Annotated in this window: 16 protein-coding genes, 1 tRNA gene and 1 pseudogene; 6 read left to right on the top strand and 12 right to left on the bottom strand. The window is 54.7% G+C overall.

All coding sequences use genetic code 11. The annotated features are described in order from the left end of the window. Position 1: 1 nt before the first annotated feature. The 3 genes from ACRDCA_RS23055 to ACRDCA_RS23065 form a co-directional block, all read right to left on the bottom strand. A complete protein-coding gene (locus tag ACRDCA_RS23055; protein ID WP_438691620.1) occupies positions 2-2,800 on the bottom strand; it encodes a type I restriction endonuclease subunit R in 2,799 nt (932 codons plus the stop codon). A 416-nt stretch (positions 2,801-3,216) separates the two neighbouring features. Next, positions 3,217-4,431 carry a tyrosine-type recombinase/integrase gene (locus tag ACRDCA_RS23060; RefSeq protein ID WP_438691621.1) on the bottom strand — a complete coding sequence of 405 codons (1,215 nt, stop codon included), beginning with the start codon at positions 4,429-4,431 and terminating at the stop codon, positions 3,217-3,219. 164 nt (positions 4,432-4,595) lie between these two features. Beyond that, a tRNA-Sec gene (locus tag ACRDCA_RS23065) sits at positions 4,596-4,690 on the bottom strand. A gap of 173 nt (positions 4,691-4,863) precedes the next feature. On the opposite strand from ACRDCA_RS23065, the gene ACRDCA_RS23070 reads away from it, so the two are divergent. The 3 genes and pseudogenes from ACRDCA_RS23070 to ACRDCA_RS23080 form a co-directional block, all read left to right on the top strand. Continuing rightward, a complete protein-coding gene (locus ACRDCA_RS23070; protein WP_438691622.1) occupies positions 4,864-5,448 on the top strand; it encodes a DJ-1/PfpI family protein in 585 nt (194 codons plus the stop codon). A gap of 690 nt (positions 5,449-6,138) precedes the next feature. Further along, positions 6,139-7,104, top strand: a complete 966-nt coding sequence (locus ACRDCA_RS23075) for an Rpn family recombination-promoting nuclease/putative transposase (RefSeq protein ID WP_438691623.1) — start codon at positions 6,139-6,141, stop codon at positions 7,102-7,104. An 85-nt stretch (positions 7,105-7,189) separates the two neighbouring features. Continuing rightward, a pseudogene (locus ACRDCA_RS23080) lies at positions 7,190-7,402 on the top strand (ISNCY family transposase); the annotation flags it as partial. A gap of 70 nt (positions 7,403-7,472) precedes the next feature. Here ACRDCA_RS23080 and ACRDCA_RS23085 read toward each other — a convergent pair. Beyond that, positions 7,473-8,819: an esterase-like activity of phytase family protein gene (locus ACRDCA_RS23085; RefSeq protein WP_438691624.1), complete on the bottom strand. Its 1,347-nt coding sequence runs from the start codon at positions 8,817-8,819 to the stop codon at positions 7,473-7,475. A 213-nt stretch (positions 8,820-9,032) separates the two neighbouring features. Here ACRDCA_RS23085 and ACRDCA_RS23090 point away from each other — a divergent pair, with 213 nt between their 5' ends. Together ACRDCA_RS23090 and ACRDCA_RS23095 are read left to right on the top strand one after the other, a co-directional pair. After that, on the top strand, positions 9,033-9,584 hold the full coding sequence (locus ACRDCA_RS23090; protein ID WP_438691625.1) for a cysteine hydrolase family protein: 552 nt from the start codon (positions 9,033-9,035) through the stop codon (positions 9,582-9,584). A gap of 2 nt (positions 9,585-9,586) precedes the next feature. Beyond that, positions 9,587-10,504, top strand: coding sequence for a GlxA family transcriptional regulator (locus tag ACRDCA_RS23095; RefSeq protein ID WP_438691626.1), 918 nt, complete (start codon positions 9,587-9,589; stop codon positions 10,502-10,504). Here the strand turns inward: ACRDCA_RS23095 and ACRDCA_RS23100 are convergent. Then, positions 10,501-11,493, bottom strand: a complete 993-nt coding sequence (locus tag ACRDCA_RS23100; RefSeq protein ID WP_438691627.1) for an acyltransferase — start codon at positions 11,491-11,493, stop codon at positions 10,501-10,503. The genes ACRDCA_RS23095 and ACRDCA_RS23100 overlap by 4 nt on opposite strands. A 230-nt stretch (positions 11,494-11,723) precedes the next feature. Between ACRDCA_RS23100 and ACRDCA_RS23105 the strand changes: the two genes are divergently transcribed. Beyond that, complete coding sequence (locus ACRDCA_RS23105; RefSeq protein WP_438691628.1) at positions 11,724-12,968, top strand: MFS transporter; 1,245 nt, start codon at positions 11,724-11,726, stop codon at positions 12,966-12,968. 156 nt (positions 12,969-13,124) lie between these two features. Here the strand turns inward: ACRDCA_RS23105 and exaC are convergent, their stop codons facing one another. From exaC to fdxH, 7 genes are all read right to left on the bottom strand, one after another. Continuing rightward, entirely contained in the window at positions 13,125-14,663 is a 1,539-nt protein-coding gene (gene exaC / locus ACRDCA_RS23110) for an acetaldehyde dehydrogenase ExaC (protein WP_438691629.1), read from the bottom strand. 211 nt (positions 14,664-14,874) lie between these two features. Beyond that, positions 14,875-16,716: a selenocysteine-specific translation elongation factor gene (selB, locus tag ACRDCA_RS23115; RefSeq protein ID WP_438691630.1), complete on the bottom strand. Its 1,842-nt coding sequence runs from the start codon at positions 16,714-16,716 to the stop codon at positions 14,875-14,877. Beyond that, positions 16,713-18,104: an L-seryl-tRNA(Sec) selenium transferase gene (selA, locus tag ACRDCA_RS23120; protein WP_438691631.1), complete on the bottom strand. Its 1,392-nt coding sequence runs from the start codon at positions 18,102-18,104 to the stop codon at positions 16,713-16,715. Before selA ends, selB begins: the two co-directional genes overlap by 4 nt. Positions 18,105-18,169: 65 nt before the next feature. Further along, on the bottom strand, positions 18,170-18,817 hold the full coding sequence (locus tag ACRDCA_RS23125; RefSeq protein ID WP_438691694.1) for a DcrB-related protein: 648 nt from the start codon (positions 18,815-18,817) through the stop codon (positions 18,170-18,172). Positions 18,818-19,044: 227 nt separating this feature from the next. Further along, positions 19,045-19,974 (bottom strand): formate dehydrogenase accessory protein FdhE, encoded by a 930-nt coding sequence (gene fdhE, locus ACRDCA_RS23130; RefSeq protein WP_438691632.1) that lies wholly within the window; start codon positions 19,972-19,974, stop codon positions 19,045-19,047. Then, positions 19,971-20,609, bottom strand: coding sequence for a formate dehydrogenase cytochrome b556 subunit (gene fdoI, locus ACRDCA_RS23135; protein ID WP_438691633.1), 639 nt, complete (start codon positions 20,607-20,609; stop codon positions 19,971-19,973). Before fdoI ends, fdhE begins: the two co-directional genes overlap by 4 nt. Further along, on the bottom strand, positions 20,606-21,517 hold the full coding sequence (fdxH, locus tag ACRDCA_RS23140; RefSeq protein WP_438691634.1) for a formate dehydrogenase subunit beta: 912 nt from the start codon (positions 21,515-21,517) through the stop codon (positions 20,606-20,608). Before fdxH ends, fdoI begins: the two co-directional genes overlap by 4 nt. Between the last annotated feature and the right edge of the window lie 9 nt (positions 21,518-21,526).

Here is a 21,526-nt window from a genome sequence, read left to right on the forward strand (position 1 = left end):
GCTATGCGGCCAGCCGTTCTGTGAGTAGCAAGATTTCATTAATTTCCGCTAGGCTAAATACACCACGTATGCCCTGCGGGTGAATCACGGTAAAAGGCGTACTGATCAGATCTTTTCTCTCTACTTTTTCGCGCTCAACAATGAAGTTCTTCAGCAGGCCGAGAAACTCCAGTTGGCGGCTATTCAAGATGTTGTGAGTGCGGATGAACTGGTCAAATGCGGCGCTAACAGTGTCTGGAAAGCTTTGTAGCACTTCGATGCCTAGTATATGGCGAATAAACTGGATGAAGCGAGCTTTGCGGTTTTTATAAACCTGGCGTAGCAGGGTTTCGGTGATATGAGGGTGTTCTTCCTGCAATAACTCAGACAGTTCATGAGCCTCAAGCGCACTCACCGCTTCGCCATTTTTGATCTTCTGTAGAATCGGGTTGTGCTCAGTCAGCTCGGCAATGAATTCTTCGACCATTTTTCGATAGCGGGTAATACTGACGGCTGCATGTTGTGGGCCAAATTCTACACATTCTTTCTTGTGCAGTTCATCAACCAGATCAAGGTGAGTCTGCTCCTGGTCGTTACTTTGCTCGCGGAATTTCATCAATGAGCCAAGTTTGGCAACCATATCATCAAAGCTTTCTTCATCGGCCAGTGCCCAATAATGGTTGGTTTGCGCGGCGCGGATCAGCGCTTCCTCCTGTTTGACAAAACTTACTGAAAGCGGCAGTTCACCGATCTGCTTGATGATACCTTCCTTGAGTGTTTCAGCCTGTACTTTCTCTTCGATCAGCACAGCCAGCGAGTATTCGAGTAGGTCACGTTCGAAACGCATGGCTTTGAAATCGGCCTCGGAAACAGTACGGAATAAAGGCTTTATTTTGTTGCGCAGGAACTCTAGCTTGTCGTGGTTGAGGCTGATCCAGAAGTTTTCATCGTCCACACGTGTCAATGTTGTGGCAGCTTCTTTAATGACCACTGATTCCTTAGGCAGCATGGCAATCTGCTGGCGCAGCTTAGCTACCTCACGCGCGGCGATGTCAGCATGACCGCCGTCGTTGGCACTCTCTATCTTGTCGAGCCTTATCCCTACCAACCGGACAGGCAGAGGCACTTGTGGTTTGAGTTCTTTACCTTTAGGGTTGAGCTTGAAGTATTCAAAGTTGTCCCAGCAATCTAGGATCAGGAACGCGTCTTTTTCAAGGCACCAGGGTTTAGGTTTATTGGCTTCCAGCAAACGTGTACCGCGCCCGATCATCTGCCAGAATTTGGTGTAGGAATAGACTGGTTTAGCAAACACCAGATTAACAATTTCACGCACATCAATCCCAGTATCGAGCATGTCGACGCTGATAGCGATCCGTGGCATCTCGTTATTGGTGAACTGATCGAGTAATCCGCCTTTGCCGTAAACTCGAGGATCATCGGACACTAGCACTTTTGCCAGTTCCCCCTTGTACTGCGGATAGAGTGCGTCGAAAATCTTCTCCATTCGTCTAGCATGGGCTTTGGTGGCACAGAAGAAAATGGTTTTTCCGGGCAACACACCGTTGGCATCCTTGATGGACTCTTCCATGAACTCACGCACGATTAAGGTATTGGTACCTTTATTGACTACCTGTTTTTCAAGCTGTGAACCTTCGAAATTGATCTCTTCAACCTCTTCCCCCCGAAGAATCAACTTTTTCTGATCTTCCAGAGAAATAGTACGTTTGCTGATACCTTCCATCTGGAACTTAGTCTGGATCTTCATGACTTGGAAGTTACATAGGTAAGGCGGCACATTGTTTACGGCCTCCTCAAAGGTATAGGCAAAGGTAGGTAATCCATCGTCACAGTGAAAGATCTGGAAGGTGTTGTGGTCAATGATATCGGTCGGTGTTGCCGTCAAGCCCAGCGTGATGGTCTTGAAATAGTCGAGCACTTCACCGTAAGTGTTGTAGATGGAGCGGTGGCTCTCATCGACCACGATGAAATCGAAAAAGTGGGGTGATAGATGCTGCACATCGTCCCGGATGATATTGAGCATCGTAGGATAAGTGGCAATGTAGATGCGGCGGTCTTTGGCGATGAGTTTTTCACCCACATTGGGCCAGCGTGGCTCATTAGGCATATGCTCTTTAAAAGCGACCAAAGCTTGCTCACGTAATGCAATGCGGTCAACTAAAAACAGGATTTTTTCAGCATGCCCTGCGCGCATAAGCGTATCGATCATCGCAATACAGGTGCGGGTTTTACCTGTACCCGTAGCCATGACCAGTAGGAAATTGCGTTTCTTTTGTTCAAGACCTTCAAGCACTGAGCGAATGGCCTTGATCTGATAATCACGGCCAGCAATCGAGGTGTTGATGAATTCATCTGTAAGCGGCTTGTGATTGCGGCGAATATAGGCGAATCGTTCCAGATCGTCTCGGGTGGGAAAGCCGATGACCTTGCGCGGAGGAGCGTTTCCAAGATCCCAAAAGTAGGTTTCATGGCCATTGGTGTAGAAGCAAAATGGCAACTCACCGCCAACTTGTTTTTGAATGTTGTAGCAATATTGTTTGGCTTGTTCACGACCTATAGCTGCTTCTTTACTGGTTTTTTTTGCTTCGATTACTGCTAAAGGTTTACCGTTTTTACCCAGCAAAACGTAGTCAGAGAACTGATGGCCTTGGTATGGGATGTAAGGTTCAGCTAAACCTTCTAGCAAGGTGGTCAGAATATCGTACTCTTCAACGACCTGTGTAGGGTCTTTAACGTCCCAACCTGACATGGAGAGTTGTTGATCGATCAGTTCAGCACGTGTCTGCGCCTCAGATTTCGACATGTCTACCATCCTCCCTTGTAATTATTGAGTCTCCCACACATGTAGCGGTCTGAGGGTCAGGCTGCTAGTTTTGCTGTTCTCTGGTAGAACACTCTCAGTATTCGCAGTCTGCCTTGTCAACAATTACAATGTAATCGTAAACTACTTTTCCTAACCCACCATTTTGACTAGTAATGGAACAAGGCGATTTATTGTTGAGCAGTTGCCCTTATATAGCTCACCGGCGATGATCTTGTCACATTCGTAACCATCAATCCAGAAGAACCAGGAGTTCGCTCTCCAACACAATCGCTTAGATATATCTAATACTTCGCTTATTTCATCGAAACAAGACAAAAAAAATAAACATCCGCGAAAACCAACAGCACCAGCATCACTGCTGGCACTGCCGATCCTTTCAGTAAAACCACCTCAACCTAAGCCCTACACCCAAACTCCCCATGCACCACATTCCCGTCCCGTTCCAGGTTATCCATATAGTCCGCATACCACTGCAGCATCTCACGCCGTCCATCAAGATACTTCGCATGGTTGTAGGTACCACGGATGCTGTTCTTATCCACATGGGCAAGTTGCGTCTCAATCCAGGCCGAGTTATAGCCCTGCTCATACAGGATGGTGCTCATAGTGTGGCGAAAGCCGTGGCCGGTCAGCCGCCCTTTGTAACCTAGCAGTTCGATAACCTGATTGATGCTTTCCTTGCTGATTGGCTTACGCTGATCGTTTCGGCCAATGAACACCAAGGGATAGCCACCAGTCATTGGCTTGAGGGAGCCGAACAGTTCGATAACCTGCGTTGATAATGGAACGACATGCGGCCGCTTCATTTTCATCACTTCAACCGGTATGTTCCACAGCCCCTTGTCAAAGTCGATATCCTGCCAACGTGCAAATCTCAGCTCCTGGGTTCTTACGCCCGTCAGCATGATGATCTTGGTTGCCGTTTTAGTGATGACACTGCCAGTGTAACCAGATAGGTCTTTAAGGAAATATGGCAGCTCCTGAGCTGTCAGGAAGGGGAAGTGCTCCTTCTTCGGCGTTGCCAAAGCGCTGGCAAGATCGGGAGCAGGATTGTAAGTAGCTCTGCCAGTGATAATGGCAAAACGAAATACTTCTCCGCAGCGTTGGCGAACTTTACGCATTTTCTCCAACGCTCCGCGCTTCTCCATTTTGCGCAGTGCTTCCAGCAACTCCATCGGCTTGAGGTCGGCAATAGGACGCTTGCCAATATAGGGGAAGATGTCTTTTTCGAAGGTATCAATGATTTCATCACGGTAGCGCAATGACCAGCGGTCGGCTTTAGCCTGATGCCACTCGCGGGCAACGGCTTCAAACGTGTTCTCCGAATTCAGTTTCTGTGCAAGCTTCTCTGCTTTTTTGGTTTCTCCAGGATCGTCACCTGCTGCCAGTATCTTTTTAGCTACATCGCGTTTGTCACGGGCTTCTGCCAGAGATACATCGGGGTAAACGCCAAAGGCAAGACGCTTCTCTTTCTCGCCATAACGATACTTCAATCTCCAGTAACGAGAACCACTGGTTTTTACTTCAAGGTAAAGCCCTCCTCCATCGAAGAGCTTGTACGGCTTGTCTTTTGGTTTAGCAGTTTCGACTTGTCGGGCTGTTAGCTTCATAGGGGGCACCTCAAAAATGGGGGCATCGCCAGTGCCCCCTACGGTGCCCCCAGATCACACTTGATTTGGGTAGACACGAGTTGACACCAGGAGAGCGAAAGTGGCTTAAGTTGCGGGTATTATAAGGGATTTATTGACTTTAGTGGAGTTCAGAATACATCGAATGGCGGAAGATCACAGGAGTCGAACCTGCCCAGGACCGCTGGCGGCCCCAACTGGATTTGAAGTCCAGCCGCCCCACCGGGGACGAGGATCTTCCTCTAAGAATCGGAAGCAAGAGGCGATTATAGCGCGAATCTCCCTTGCCGCTAAGGGGGAATTCGAGTTTCCGCGATCGCCTTCTTACACTTGGCCTCCCGACCCAAACTCCCGCCTTTTATCTGCTACCCTAGCGGTGCCCGGGTTATCAACCCGTACATTGCTGGAGATGCTATGACCAAGAAAGTTGCCGTCCTGCTCAGCGAAGGATTTGAAGAGGCCGAGGCGGTTATCGTGATCGACGTGTTACGTCGTATGGAGATAGAGGTAGAGCTGCTTTCCTGCCAGGATCGGCTGGAACTGCGAAGCTATCACCAGGTACGTATGTTTGCCGATGCTCTGTTGGAACGCCGCATGGACCAACTGTACGACGCCGTGGTGATCCCCGGTGGGCCGCAGGCTACCGTCGCTATGGCGGAAAACGAGCTGGTCGTGGAGTTTATCCGCCGCCACGATCGTGCCGCCAAGCTGATCTGCCCACTGTGTTCTGCCGCTGCCCGCGTGCTGGCTACCAACAAACTGCTGCAAGGCCGCCGTTATGTCTGTTCTGGCGATCTGCATCAGGAGATCGAGGATGGTACCTACGTGGCTGAAAGGGTTGTGGAAGATGGCAATCTGATCAGTGGCCAAGGGCTGGGGGCCGCGTTTGATTTTGCCTTCACCGTGGCCTATCGCCTGACCGGCGATCGCACTACCACGCAAGAGCAAGCCGTACATATCTATCACGAAAACTGGCAAGCCCCACAGGCAGTGCATTAATCGCCACCGCCTGCTAACTAGGCGCGGCACAGTTAGCGTTTCCGGCCCAGATGCCGAAAGCGAAAATTGTTACCGCGCTTTCTGTTTCCTCTCTTCCCCTAGTTATCCAAGTACTAGGCTTTCACCCCGAGTTTGCTATGTTTAGCTGCTATCAACGCATAACAATGACCCGTAACTGTTTTGCCAGATACGACGAAGCAATGATCAGCAATACCACGGTCATCAGCACGCCAGTTAAACTCCCCCCTTACCGAAATATCATTTATGTTAACCACGAAAAAGAAGTGTGGGAATAGACTGACCCTTTAGCGAAGATTATTAAATCTGACAGCAATGCAGCTATTTAATGAATGTTTACTGGCAAATATTTTCGATCAAAGTAGCAATATCGACTGAAAGAACCGTAACGTTACCTATACGACTTCCCCTGTTGTTTTAGATAGCCCACAATTGATGTGATTTCAAACACCACGCAGTACCTTCATGGGATCCAGACTAAAATAGAGAGGGAATTTCTTATGGGTGTGCCACACACAAAAATTCTATTACCTCCCGCCATTAATAAAAAACCAAACAAATTAATAGATGACCTGAATACAGACCCAACGAAATTCTCCTCAGATAAATTAATTGGGAGGCAGCCTAGAAATAACACCCCCCAATTAAAGTTAGTATAGGTGTGAAATTATTATGGAAAAGAAAAACAACACACCAACGCCCCACGATGCCACCTTCCGGCAGTTTCTGACCCAACCGGAGGTTGCTCGTGATTTCATGGAACTACACCTCCCGGCTGAGCTGCGTGCCATCTGCGACCTTAACACCCTGAAACTGGAGTCGAGCTCCTTTGTGGAGGAGAACCTCCGTCAGTACTTCAGCGACATGCTCTACAGCCTGAAAACGACAGCGGGCGATGGGTATATTCATGTGCTTATCGAACATCAATCGACGCCTGATAAGCACATGGCTTTCAGGCTCATCAGGTACGCAGTGGCGGCAATGCAGCGCCATCTGGAGCTAGGCCACAAAAAGCTGCCGCTGGTAATACCGATGCTATTCTATACCGGCAAACGCAGCCCATACCCCTATTCCACCCGGTGGCTGGATGAGTTTGATAACCCGGAGCTGGCTGGCAAAATTTACGGCACAGCTTTTCCGCTTGTTGATGTCACCGTCATCCCTGATGACGAAATCGCCAACCATCGCAGCATGGCGGCTCTGACGCTACTACAAAAGCACATTCATCATCGGGATCTGGCGGAATTGGTGGATAGGCTAGCTCCTATCCTACTGGCCGGGTATCTCTCTTCAACGCAGGTAATATCGCTGGTACACTATATTGTACAGGCGGGCGAAACGTCAGACGCCGAAGCCTTTGTACGCCAGCTGGCACAGCAAGTGCCGCAACATGGGGACACACTGATGACCATCGCACAACAGCTTGAACGGAAGGGTATGGAGAAGGGCCTTCAGCTTGGTCGACAAGAAGGCCGAGAGGAAGGTAGGCAAGAAGGTCGACTGGAAGGTCATTCAGAAGGCGAGCGCGATGCTAAGCTGAAAATCGCCCGTGCCATGCTGCAAAACGGTTTCGATCGCAACGCCGTCATGAAAATGACTGGCCTGAGTGAAGATGAACTGGCACAAATCCGCCACTGAGTTTTATTTTTCTCCGTGATAAAACAGCCCTCCCCTAATCAGGAGAAGGCAACGGAGATAAAGGAGAACTTTACGGCTGCAGTAACATGGGGACACACTGATGACCATCGCACAACAGCTTGAACGGAAGGGTATGGAGAAGGGCTTTCAGCTTGGTCGACTGGAAGGTCATTCAGAAGGCGAGCGCGATGCTAAGCTGAAAATTGCCCGAGCCATGCTGCAGAACGGTCTCGATCGCAACGCCGTCATGAAAATGACTGGCCTGAGTGAAGACGAACTGGCACAAATCCGCCACTGAGTTTTATTTTTCTCCGTGATAAAACAGCCCTCCCCTAATCAGGAGAAGGCAATGGAGTTAAAGGACAACTTTACGGCTGTAGCAACGCCTTCACATCCAGCAGAATAAACTCGTTATCATCCGCCACGTTGGGTTCACGGCTGGAAGAGAACGGGAAATTATTGTCGTTCCCCACGATGATATGGCTGCCATCCACCACGTCGACATTCTCGATAGTAAAGAACGGGAAGGTCAGCACGCCGTTATTCAGCGGTTTACGCGCCAGCTTCTGCGGATCCTGAATGTTCATCAAATCGACATACGCCAGTTTATCTACCGGTTTGCCGACGTTAACGTCGGAAAACGCGATTTTATACACCCGCTTAAATTTCGCGAGTTGGCTGAAGCAGTTATCGGTCGGCGCTCCTGCCGCACAGGCTTTATCCGCCGTGCCTTCGCCATTATCACGCTCGATCACCAGCCCGTGGGTGGCATCAATCATATTGAAATCACCAATGGCGTTCTGATTGTCTTCCAACACGTACTGCCAGCTGCGGCCAGTCCATGCCTGCTGTTTGACATCAAACTCCAGCACCCGCAGGTAGCGTTTGCCCGCCACGTTCTCAAACTGCTCACCGTCCCACAACGCTCCTTCCAGCATCGGATACAGCTTGCTGCCATCCGGTGATACCGCCATGCCTTCAAACCCCTTGGAGCGCGCGACCTGGAAGTTCTGTTTGCCGTCCGGCGCACCTGGCAGCGTCAGCGTCGGGTTATCCGGCGATTTCACCACTTTGCCATCAACCTGGGTATCAAACACCGCCAATACCTTGCCATTCAAATCCGCTTTAATCAGATAGGGGCCAAATTCATCGCCGATCCATAAGGCATCGTCGGCAAACTGGAAGCTTTCCGGGTCGAAATCACTGCCGGTCAGGTAACGTTTGTCGGTGCTTTCATTGACGATATGGAACGGCACTTTTTTATCGGGATCGTGCAGGAACAACGTTTTTAGCTGCGTTACCGTGCCTTCCTTGAAGTCGATACGGTAATGGTTGAGATACAGCATAGCGTCCGGCGAGCTGGCTTTGCTGCCAAAGCCGTTATCGGTCAGCACCCAGTAGGTGCCATCCGGCATATGTTTGATGCCGGAATGCCCCTGCAACGGTTGGCCATTGATGGGCAGCCCGATGCCGGTCAGCCGATCGGCGGATTTCCCCGCCACGCTACCCAATTCGGTGATGCGCTTACCGCTGGTGTATTTACCACTCTGTTGCAGATCGGCAGGGGCATCCTGCGGTGCCGTGACGCTGGACTTCACCGGTAATACGGCGTGTCCGGCCAGCACGGCGGGCACTTCCTGAGCCTGTGCCCATAGCGAGGTACTGAACACCAGACAGCTAGCCAGCAGTGTCAGGCGTGATGGAAGGTTATTCATATTATGTACTCCCTGGTTATCGTTTTGCCCAAAGGTAAAAAGCAACGCCACTATAGGGAGCGGTAATGACAGAAATATTATGAGCGAAAACACTGACATGAAAAGCAATGCATCATCCCGTCCGTTACTGCCATCATGATGGCCGATTTTGGCCTTCTTTCAGACTCATTACAGTCCCAATATGGTGTTACACCAAAATAAGGAGGGCCGAAAATGTCACATAGCGCACTATTGATCATCGATGTTCAACAATCTTTTCAACATCGCCCGTTCTGGCAGGAAGACGATCTGCCTGCGTTTCAGCAGGCGTTGAGCCGCCTGATCGCTGGCTGCCAGCAACAGGGTGTACCGCTGGTCGATGTCTTCCACGTCTCGCCTGAAGGGCCGTTTTCTTTGGCCTCCGGCTATGTGAAGCGCCTGCCGTTTCTCAGCCATCAGGCCGAGGTTACGGTACACAAACGGGTGCACAACGCGTTGACCGAATCTGGCCTGGATGCCTGGCTGCGCGAACGTCAGATCGACCATCTGATTATCAGCGGTATCCGTACCGAGCAATGCTGCGAAACTACCACCCGCGTCGCCTCGGATCTGGGCTATAAAGTGACGTTTGTAACCGAAGCCACGCTCACTTTCCCGATGCATCATCCAGACGGTAGCCTCTTTACCCCCGAGCAGTTAAAGCGGCATACTGAAACCGTGCTGGTCGATCGATTTGCCTCGATCGCCAGCGTCGATCAGGCATTGGCACAACTTGCGCAGGAATAACCATGTCCAGGGCCGTTTACTTTCTGATGCTCCCCAACGTGCTGTTACTGGATGTCAGCGGTCCGGCAGAGGTCTTGCGGCTTTGTGGGCAGTTCCAGCTGCACTATGTCAGCCCGGTGCCGCAGATCACCTGCTCCATCGGCATGACGATCGGCCAGTTGGCCCCGTTACCGCAGAAATGGGATGAAGGGGATATTTTAGTGATACCGGGAGTGGCGGACTCGGCTCGTTACTTTGCTACCGAGGAAGCGGCTCAGGCTCGCAATTGGCTCCAGTCGATGCGCCCCGCGTTGACACAACGGCAGATAGATCTGGTCTGCGTCTGTTCCGGTGCGCTGTTGGCCGCGCAGGCGGGATTGCTCGACGGTTATCATTGCACCACTCACCATGCCGTGCTCGACCGTCTGCGCCAACAGGCACCCGCCGCGCTGGTTAAAGAAAACCGTATTTTTGTTGAGGATCGCGGCGTGTTTACCAGCGCGGGCATCACCGCCGGTATCGATCTGGCCCTACACTTGGTCAATCAACACTGTGGCGCTGACCGTGCGCTTGAGGTTGCCCGTGAGATGGTGGTTTATTTCCGCCGCTCCGGCGACGATCCGCAGCTTTCACCTTGGCTGCGGCACCGCAATCACCTGCATCCTGCCGTGCACCGGGCGCAAGACGTGATGGCCGCCGAACCGGAAGCCGAATGGTCGGTTCCCCAGATAGCGGAGAAGGCTCATGTCAGTAGCCGCCATCTGGCCCGGCTGTTCCGCCTGCATATTGGCCTCAGCGTACGGGAATACCATGAACAACTGCGGTTGGCGGTCGCACAGCAACGGCTGCAACAGGGCTACGGTCTGGAAAAAGCGGCACTAACTGCAGGCTTCTCCTCTGGCCGCCAGCTGCGGCGTGCACAGCAGCGCTGGCAGGATTAAGACACCAGCCGCCGGGTATCCACTTTCTGTAATCCCATCGACAACAGCACGCTCACGCCAAGCGCCATACCGAACACCCAGAAGATATCCAGCAGCGGGTAGGCCGAGAACTCCCAATGCTGGTTACGCATCAGGTTGACGATCAGAGCGTGGAAACCGTAGATCGCCAGTGAATGGCGCGAGATCACACTTAACCAGCCGATCGGGTTAGGCAGGCAGTTTTTGCACCACACCAGCAGCGATACCGCCGCCACAAACACCAAGGGGCCGGTGTACATATAAAACGTATCGGCGAAGCTACCGTTGATAAACATCTGGCTTTTGGTGCCACGGATAATCAATATCACGCTCGCGATAAATCCCAGCGCCGCCGCCAAGCTGATGCCGCGCCGTTGGGTTGCCATCATGCCAATGGCCCGCCCTGCCAGGGCATACAGCAGGTAATAGAAGGTATCGCCATAGATATACAGGTTCACCGGTAGCAGACGCACATTGTCCAGGCTCAGCTTGCTGGTATTGGGGTTGGCGATAATCGCCAGAATGACGATGACGCCCGCCAGATAGCGGCCAGAAACCGGCTTAACGCTGATCAGCGGTGAAAGCAGGTAAATGACCGTAATCGCGTAAAAGAACCACAGATGATAAAACACCGGTTTGAACAGAATTGCGCGCAGCGAGGGCCAAAAACCGATGCGGGTAAAGCAGGCAATATAAATCAGGGCGATCACGCTGTAGAACAAAATACAGCAGGCAATGCGGATAAAGTGTTTCCGGTTGGCGCTGCGCTCACCAAAAAACAGAAAGCCGGAAAGCATAAAGAACAGCGGCACCGCCACCCGGGAAAGCGAGTTCAACACGTTCGCCATATCCCAGTTATGTTCCCCCACCGCCAAACCGTTGGTGACGTAGTAAGTGGTGGCGTGGATCATCACCACCATCATGCACGCCAGCGCACGCAAGTTATCTATCCAGCCAATTTTATTGCTCATCGGTGCCCGTCTGTTGCCTATAATTCTGTCATGGGAAAATGTTAACAAGAGGTTATAGCTCAGGGGGGCGCAGCACAACGCCTACGCGCAATATTAAGATTGAGCCTTAAAATCACCTTATGATTGCCAAGGTGAACAATTGGCGGCAAAATAGCCGCCACAACTCGCTCAGTTTGCGCTCTCCCGCCCTGGCAGTTCCTTATTTCTTCTTTACTATCAGTAAAATAAAAATGAAAACATCATTACCCCCTGCGGCACTTCTGGGCCGACAGGCGCTTTTATTCCCACTTTGTCTGGTGCTGTTCGAATTCGCGACCTATATCGCCAACGATATGATCCAGCCCGGTATGCTGGCGGTAGTCGCCGATTTTAATGCCGGCGTGGAGTGGGTGCCCACCTCAATGACCGCCTATCTGGCTGGCGGCATCTTCCTGCAGTGGCTGCTTGGCCCGCTGTCGGATCGCCGTGGCCGCCGCCCGGTGATGCTGGCCGGGGTGCTGTTCTTTATCGTCACCTGTCTGGCCATTTTGCTGGTCACCAATATCGAGCAGTTTATCGTAATGCGCTTCCTGCAAGGGATCGGGCTGTGCTTTATCGGCGCGGTAGGCTATGCCACCATTCAGGAATCGTTTGAAGAAGCGACCTGCATCAAAATCACGGCGCTGATGGCTAACGTGGCGTTGATCGCCCCGCTACTTGGGCCGTTGGCGGGGGCCGCCTGGGTTCACGTTGCCCCTTGGCAGAGCATGTTTGTGCTGTTTGCCGCTTTGGCGGCGATTGCCTTTGTCGGCCTGTGGAAGGCGATGCCGGAAACCGCCACGCTGCAAGGGGAAGCCTTCTCGGCAGCCAACCTGTGGCGCGACTATCGTCAGGTGCTGGTCAATCGGCGCTTTATCTGTGGTTCGTTGGCTATCGGCTTTGCCAGCCTGCCGCTGTTGGCCTGGATTGCCCAGTCTCCGGTGATCCTGATTAAAGGCGAATCGCTCTCCGCACTGGACTATGGCCTGTTGCAGATCCCGGTGTTTGGCGCGCTGATCCTCGGCAACCTGACGCTGGCACGCATCACGGGTAAATTAACTATTGAACGCCCAATCAAACTCGGCGCATGGCCAATGCTGTTAGGCCTGTTAATGGCCGCGCTGGCCACGGTATTTTCCGCCCACGCCTATCTGTGGATGACCGCAGGGCTGAGCCTTTATGCTTACGGCATTGGCCTGGCGAACGCCGGTCTGTATCGCCTGACGCTATTTTCCAGCAACGTCAGTAAAGGTGCCGTTTCAGCGGTGATGGGGATGTTGAGCATGTCGGTGTTTACCATTGGCATCGAGCTGGCCAAGGTAGCCTATGTGTGGGGCGGCAACGGGTTATTCAGCCTGTTCAACCTGATCAGTGGCCTGTGTTGGCTGACGCTGACAGCGCTGTTCCTCAGCAAACACCGTGGTGGAGCCACTCCCGCAACGAGTACCACAGTGTAATAGTTAATACCCTCACCCCAGCCCTCACCCACTGACAGACCAAGAACCTCATGGATATTTGCGGTAGGGAGAGGGTGCGAGTCCGGAGCCGCAGTCAGGCGCAGGAGATAAAATGTAGCACGTTACATCACCTCTCCCTTTGGGAGAGGTGATGGATCAGAACAGGCCCATCGGTTTTTCCGAGTAGCTCACCAGCAGGCATTTGGTCTGCTGATAGTGCTCCAGCATCATCTTATGGGTTTCACGCCCAATCCCCGACTGTTTGTACCCGCCGAACGCCGCATGCGCCGGATAGGCATGATAACAGTTGGTCCAGACGCGGCCCGCCTGAATGTTGCGCCCCATCTGATAGGCGATATTGCCGTTACGGCTCCATACCCCGGCACCCAGGCCGAAATCGGAATCGTTGGCCAGCGCCAGCGCTTCATCCATATCTTTGAAGGTGGTCACCGCCAGCACCGGGCCGAAAATCTCTTCCTGGAATACCCGCATGCTGTTCTTGCCGAACAGAATGGTCGGTTCCATGTAGTAGCCTTGTGCCAACCCGCCATCCAGCGCCTTGCGTCGGCCACCGGTCAGCACCTTGGCCCCTTCCTGCTTGCCGATCTCGATGTAGTTGAGGATGGTCTTCATCTGCCCTTCGGAAACCTGTGCGCCCATTTGGGTGCTGGCATCCAGCGGGTTACCGCTGCGGATGCTCTCCACCCGTTTGATCGCCCGCTCCATAAAGCGCTCGTAGATCGATTCCTGCACCAGCGCCCGGCTCGGGCAGGTACAGACTTCCCCCTGGTTGAAGGCAAACAGCGCAAAACCTTCCAGCGCCTTGTCGAAGAACGAATCCTCTTTATCCATCACGTCGGCAAAGAAGATGTTGGGCGACTTGCCGCCCAGTTCCAGCGTCACCGGGATGATGTTCTGGGTGGCATAGCCCATGATTTGGCGGCCCACTTCGGTAGAACCGGTAAAGGCCACTTTGGCGATACGTTTGGAGGTCGCGAGATATTCGCCGATTTCTCCGCCTGCGCCGTTGACCACGTTGATCACGCCTGGCGGCAGGATGTCCTGGATCAGTTCCATCAGCATCAGCACCGACAGCGGCGTCAGCTTGGCCGGCTTCAGCACGATGCAGTTACCCGCCGCCAGCGCCGGAGCCATCTTCCAGCAGGCCATCAACAGCGGGAAGTTCCACGGAATGATTTGTGCCACCACGCCCAGCGGTTCGTGGAAGTGATAGGCCACCGTTTCGGAGTCGATTTCGCTGATGCCGCCCTCTTGCGCCCGCACGCAGGCAGCAAAATAGCGGAAATGGTCGATAGCCAACGGCACGTCGGCATTGGCGGTTTCGCGGATCGGCTTGCCGTTATCCCAGGTTTCCGCTGCTGCCAGCAGGTCGATGTTCTGCTCCATGCGATCGGCGACCCGGTTAAGCAGGTTGGCACGTGCCTGCACCGACATCTTGCCCCAGGCCCCTTTGGCATCGTGGGCCGCATCCAGCGCCAGCTCAATATCCTGCGTGGAGGAGCTGGCCACTTCGCACAGCGTCTGGCCGGTGATCGGCGTCAGGTTGGTGTAATACTCGCCCTGGACCGGCGCCACCCAGGCGCCGCCGATGAAGTTGTCGTAACGTTTTTTCAGTTTGAGGGGAAACCCGGTGTTTTCAGGCGTGAGGTGGCTTGCCGTGGTGGTATTCGCCATTTGAATCTCCTTTTTACGTGGCTGCAACCTTACCGCCCGGAGACGGTAAGCAGGTTCGCGGCGCGGTGGCCGCAGATCAAACGTAAGAAGCGGTAAACTATCTCTAGCTGGAATGATAGGTGTTTACGGCGGAGAATGGCGAAACAATAGTCAAACGCATGAAGGGTGTCACAATTTTTTAAACTGGGTGCAACAAGATGCACCCATAGTTTCAACCACCAAACAGCCCGCTGTCCCGCAGCAGATGTTGGTTGCCTCTGCGGCGGGTAAAGCCGCTGCGATCGAAGAACTCCAATACCTGGATCGCCAGTTTGCGGCCAACACCCAGCCGATCGCGGAAGTCGCCGGCGTTGGTGCTGCCTTGCGTGGCGTGCAGCTCGCGGATCAACGCGGCAAACTGTTCGATACGCTGGCTGAGGTAGTAGCGATCGACCACCACGGCAGTGACATGGCCCAGCTGTGCAGCTTTGCGCAGCGTAGCGCGAACGTGGTTTTCCTCTTCGCCTAACGAGGCAGCCAGGTCGCGCACCCACCAAGGCTCTTCACCAAACAGCGGCTCAATCCGGTTCCACAATGCCTGTTGCTCGCTGCTGAACGCCAAACCGTGCTCGGGCAGGTGCAACCAGCCGCGCGTATTGCGCAGCAAACCGGCCGCCAGTAGCCGATCGATCATCATAAATACCAGCGGCTCATGCAACGCCGGTAACGCCATACGGCGCAGACGGGCGCGCCCCAGGCCCAACTGATCGGCATGTTGCTGATGGTATTCGGCCAACACCTGCAACAGGCGCTGCTCATGCGCTTGCACATTGGCCGGAGCCAATGCCATCTCGCCGGAGATCATCAAGGCATAGCCGGCCAGCAGTTGCTGTAGACCCTCGTCCGTCAGTTGGCGTGCCCAGGCAAATGCGGCCAGATCCAGCGCGCCACCCGGCAAACGCAGATCCAGCACTTGCCCGTCGCTGGATGCCTGAGCCAGCGCCCCCAACCAGGCCAGATATTCCGGCTGACGCTTGCCCCGCTTCGGCGAGGAGAGCCCCAGCACGCGCGCGGCCCCCAACGTTTGCCGAGCGCTGATATCACGCAGCACCAGCCGATCGTTTTCCACCAGCCACAGTGGGCGATCGAGGATCAGCTCCGCCAGGTTGTCGGCCAGCAGCGCAATGCGCCCGGTGATATGGCTGGCGGCATGGTGAATATGCAGCGACTGCCAGTGCTTGATCGGCACATCGGCGTCTATCGCCACCAGAATACGTTCTGCCGCCGCTGGCGGTTGTTGTGCCAGCAGCCAGTCGCCACGCGTTAACTGCTCTTTGCTGACATCGCCGCTGATATTCAGCGCAATACGCTGCCCGGCAAACGCCTGTTCGACCGCCTGATTCTGCGCATGCAGGCCGCGTACCCGCACCGGCACATCTGCACCGGTCAGCCACAGCGTATCGCCTACCTTTACGTTGCCGCCCAGCGCTGTCCCGGTCACCACCAGCCCGGCACCTTTGACACTGAAAGCGCGATCGACCGCCAGACGAAAACGGCGTGATAGTAAGTGCTCTCCGGGCTGCAACGCCAACAGGTGCTGGCGCAGCTCCTCAATGCCTTCCCCCAACGCCGCTGCGGTAACAAACACCGGCACATCATGCCAGCCCTGCTGCGCCAATTCGGCCAATACCTGGATTTGTACTTCGGCGACCCGCGCAGGGTCTACACGGTCGGCTTTGGTCAGCGCCACCGTTAACTGTGCACTGCCGCTCAGGCGCAGGATCGCCAGATGTTCGCGGGTTTGCGCCATGACGCCATCGTCGCAGGCCACCACCAGCAGCGCATGATCGATGCCGCCAATGCCCGCCAGCATATTCGCGAGGAATTTCTCATGGCCGGGAACATCGATAAACCCCAGCACGCGGCCATCCGGCTGCGGCCAATAGGCATAGCCGAGATCGATGGTCATGCCACGGCGTTGCTCTTCCGGCAGTCGATCGGCATTGATACCGGTGATCGCCTGTAGCAGGGTAGTTTTGCCGTGGTCGACATGGCCCGCGGTAGCGATAATCATGCGCTCAGCGCCTCAACCAGTGCGCCCTCCTGTTCCAGGCAACGCAGATCGAGCCACAGTTTGCCGTCGTTGATACGGCCAATGACCGGTTGCGGCAGGCTACGCCACTGCTGTGCCAAGCCTTCCAAGGTTGCGCCCCGGCCATCAAGTGGGGCAAAGGTCAGCGCGTAGCTCGGCAGGCGATCGACCGGCAGGGAACCGCTGCCAATCTGCGACCAGCATGGCTCGCTGCGTAGCTCGAAACGGCCAGCAAACTGCGCAGCCAACTGGCTCTGTAAACGTTCGGCGGCTTGCCGCATCTGCTGCTGTGGGCGGGTTAACAAGCGTAAGGTAGGTAAATGTTCTGCCAATAATTCCGGCTGTTGATACAGCCGCAGCGTGGCTTCCAGCGCCGCCAGCGTGATTTTGCCGACGCGCAGGGCCCGCTTGAGTGGGTGTTGTTGCAAGCGGGCGATCAGATCCTTTTTGCCGACGATAATCCCGGCCTGCGGCCCGCCTAGTAGCTTGTCACCGGAGAAGGTCACCAGATCGACGCCTGCGGCAATCAGGTGCTGCGGCATCGGCTCGGCTGGCAAGCCATATTGCGCCATGTCGATCAATGAGCCACTACCCAAATCGGTCGCCACAGGAATGCCCTGTTCACGGCCCAACACCGCCAGTTCGCTTTCATCGACCGCAGCGGTAAACCCTTGAATACTGTAATTACTGGTGTGAACCTTCATCAACAGGCCGGTTTGCTCATTGATGGCGGTGCGGTAATCTTTCAGATGTGTGCGGTTGGTAGTACCCACCTCCACCAGTTGGCAACCCGCCTGGCGCATGACGTCCGGGATGCGAAACGCACCGCCAATCTCCACCAGTTCACCACGCGACACGACCACCTGCTGGCCTGGAGCAACCGCCGCCAGCATCAACAACACCGCCGCCGCGTTATTATTGACGATGCAGGCGTCTTCCGCCCCGGTAAGCTGGCAGAGTAAATCCGCGATAGCCCGATCGCGGTGCCCACGGCCTGCGCCATCCAGATCGTATTCCAACGTCACAGCGCTGGTCATCGCACTGATGACGGCATCAACTGCCGGTTGAGCCAGCAATGCTCGCCCCAGGTTGGTGTGCAACACGGTGCCACTGAGATTAAACACCGGCTGCAACGCCGGACGCTGTTGTTGCTCTAAACGGGCATGCAGCGCCTGCGGCCAGTCCTGACACCAGGCTGGCAACTGGTGCAGCGTCTTGATGGTTTCACGTGCCTGCGCCTGCATCTGGCGCAGCAGTTCGCTGATTAGCGTCTGGCCGTGTTTGACGACGGCGGGTTCAACGGCAGGATCGCGCAGCAGGCGGTCGATGGCAGGTAACTGGCTGTAAAGATGCTGGGATTCAGTGCTCATGGTCATGTTCAGTGTCCGGTTATCGGCAAACTGGCTTGTTGGCGTGCCGAGCTAAACCAGTCAGGTTATTTAACCTGCATGGTATCAATAATTCGCTGTACCAATGCAAGATGTACCTCCGGTGTTTTTGCCGGCGTTAACATCTGCAACGTGACTACCCGTTTATTGAACACCGTCAACACGATGGTGGAAATCAGTTTTTGCCCGTTGACCGTCTGTTCGGTATCCAGACGATGAAACTTCTGCTGGCCGACGGTGAAATTCTCTTCTTTGGTTTTCTTGATGTTCTGATAGCGATCGGACAATTCGGTAATGATGCTTTGCGTCAGCTCTTTGAGCATCGCATCGCTGGTATTGATCTTCATGTCCGCTGGCGGGATCACTTCCGAAGCGACGGTGCGCTGGCGTGATTTGCTATCGAGGAACAGCTGAATGGTGGATTTGTCGTCGTTGATAATCCCGCTCAGCTTGGTTTGATCGCTGAAACCCGGTGGCAGTTCAAAGGTGATTTTGCCCTGTTGCAGCGAGACGTTCAGACCAGGGACCGGTTTGGCCTCTGCCACAGGGGGTGGGGCTACCGCTACGGGCTGTGTCACGACCGGTTTTGGCGCGGGTGCGGGGACTTCCGGCTTTTTGCTGTCCTGGTTATCGCAGGCAACCAGCCCGGTAAGCAGCACGGCCAACGCCGTACCTTTGGCAAGGGTCTTCAACATCATTCATTCCTTTCGCGTTGCGCGTCTTGGCGTAACGGTAGCAACTCGCCTCGCGGTTTGCCAGATGTCTAATCCGAAAGTCGCTGCTTGCTACTCCCCCTCACCCCAGCCCTCTCCCCAAAAAGGAGAGGGAGCTGGTACGGAGCTGCGGTCAGATGCAGACATCAATCTGTGGCACGATCGGTCCCCTCACCCTGTGGGAGAGAGGGTTAGGGTGAGGGCTACCGTTACTCGCCAGGGAACAGGAACGGGTTGATGCTGCTGCGCGCAAAGCCTTCCTCTTCCATCTTGGCATCGAGGATCAGCGAAGCCAGATCGTCGGCCACCGCCTCGACCTTCGGGTCCTTTTCCTGATAGAGGATCTTCAGGTAGGTGCCACAGTCGCCGCAGCTTTCCGCTTTCACCGCTGCCTGTTCACTTTCCAGCGACCAGTAGTTGAGATCGCCGGTTTGCTCGCAGTTGCTGCATTTCACCCGCACCACGTGCCATTCGCTCTCGCACAGGTTGCAGTGCAGATAGCGCAGGCCGTTCACAGTACCAATATGTACTACGCTGGAAACCGGGATGCTGCCGCAAACCGGGCAGAACTGGCGATGTTCGCCATACTCCGCCCGCGCCTTGCCAGGGATCTGGCTGGCCATCTGCGCCCAGTACAACGACAGCGCCGCCCACAGGAATGGGGCCTTGTCGCTGCCCACTTTGGCAAACTCGCCTTTCAGCAGGGCGCTGGCCAGCAGCTCCAGCTCATGGGTCGAGGATTTCTCCAGGTTATCCAGCACCGCCAGCACGTGTTCCGGTGCCTGCGGGCGCAGCTCTGCGATCAGCGACGCCAACAGCTTGTGCCAGTGTTCACTGCGTGGATAGAGGCTCGCATCCAACGGCGGCTTGCCGCTGGCGGCACTCTGGATCAACGTTTCGCCGAGATCCAGCTCCAGCGGATTATCATGGCAGGCGTTGTGCTGCGCTTGCGCAATGCTGGCGGCAAAGTTGAGATAGTCGCCCAGCGGATGGTCTACGGCCAATTGCTGCAGACGTTCGGCTCGGCGGGTATAAAGGCTCTTCAAGTTGGCGAAAAGTAACGGCGGAATAGTTTCCGCCGTTGAAGACTTTTCACGCTGTGCCCCTAACTGCTCTTTAGGAACGATGCGGATACTCATCTGGGTTTGTCTTCCTGTTGTTTCTCGCGGACCTCACGGTACCAGCGCGGGTGATGCTTCTTGGCCCAGGCAGCCGGCACCCAACCTTCCACCATCGCCGTAATGGTGCCTTTTACCCACAACGCGGCGTAAATGTGCACCATTATCACGATGATCAAACCCACCGCGGCTAACGAATGCACCACCAACGCGATGCGGATCAGCGGAATAGAGAAGGCTGGGGCAAAGTATGGCCGCCAGATAACGATACCACTGGCCAACAACAGCACCAGACTGATTATCGCCGCCCAGAATACGCACTTCTGACCGAAATTATAGCGCCCAGTGTCGCCCACTTCTTCGTTCATGGCAATTTTGTGGATATTCTTGGCCCAGACGATATCTTCCCGGTTGATCAGGTTGTGCTTCCAGTAGCGCAGGAACATCAGCAGGAAGGCCACGAACATCAACACCCCGGTAAAGGGGTGAAGGATGCGTGCCAACTGCGGCGTGCCGAAGATATTCAACAACCAGTTGAAGGAGGGGAACAGGAACCCCAGCCCGCTGATGGCGACAAACATAAAGCAGAACGCCACAATCCAGTGGTTAATCCGCTCCGGCGCGCTGTAGCGCTGAATTGGCTTTTCCTTCCTCATTTGCGCGTCTCCTCATCATGATGCTCGTCCTTCTGATCCGGCTCTTCCTCTTCTTCCACGCGGTTTGGACCCACGCCGACGTAGTGGAAAATACTGGCCGCGAAGGTGGCAGCAAACCCGATGGCGGCCAACGGCTTCCATACCCCTTTCCAGAAGGTGATTGCCGGGCTGATGGTCGGGTTATCCGGTAAACCGTGATACAGCTGCGGTTTATCCGCGTGATGCAGAACGTACATCACGTGAGTACCGCCCACGCCTGCCGGATCGTACAGACCGGCATTCTCATAGCCACGGGTTTTCAGTTCATCGACACGTTCCGCCGCGACGTTCTTCATCGCCTCTTTGGTGCCGAAATGGATCGCCCCAGTCGGGCAGGTTTTCACACAGGCCGGTTCCTGGCCCACGCCAACGCGGTCGACACACAGGGTACATTTGTACACCCGGTTGTCTTCCTGGTTCATGCGCGGCACGTCGAACGGGCAGCCAGCGATGCAGTAGCCACAGCCGATGCAGTGTTCCGACTGGAAATCGACGATACCGTTGGCGTACTGGATAATGGCCCCTTCCGCCGGGCACGCCTTCAGGCAGCCCGGATCGGCACAGTGCATGCAGCCGTCCTTGCGGATCAGCCACTCCAGCTTGCCGTGCTCCTCGACCTCCGAGAAGCGCATCACCGTCCACGACTTGGCGGTCAGATCGGCGGGATTATCGTAAACCCCGACGTTGTGCCCCACTTCATCGCGGATATCGTTCCATTCGGAACAGGCCACCTGGCAGGCTTTGCAGCCGATGCAGGTGGTGACATCGATCAGCTTGGCCACTTCTTCCTGGTGATCGCGCGCACGCGGTGCCGGAGTGAAGCCGTTGGTAGCGGATTTACGAATGATGTCTTGAGATTGCATTGCCATAATTCGTCT

The sequence above is a fragment of the Serratia sp. (in: enterobacteria) genome (genome assembly GCF_051654945.1).
Lineage (GTDB): Bacteria > Pseudomonadota > Gammaproteobacteria > Enterobacterales > Enterobacteriaceae > Chania.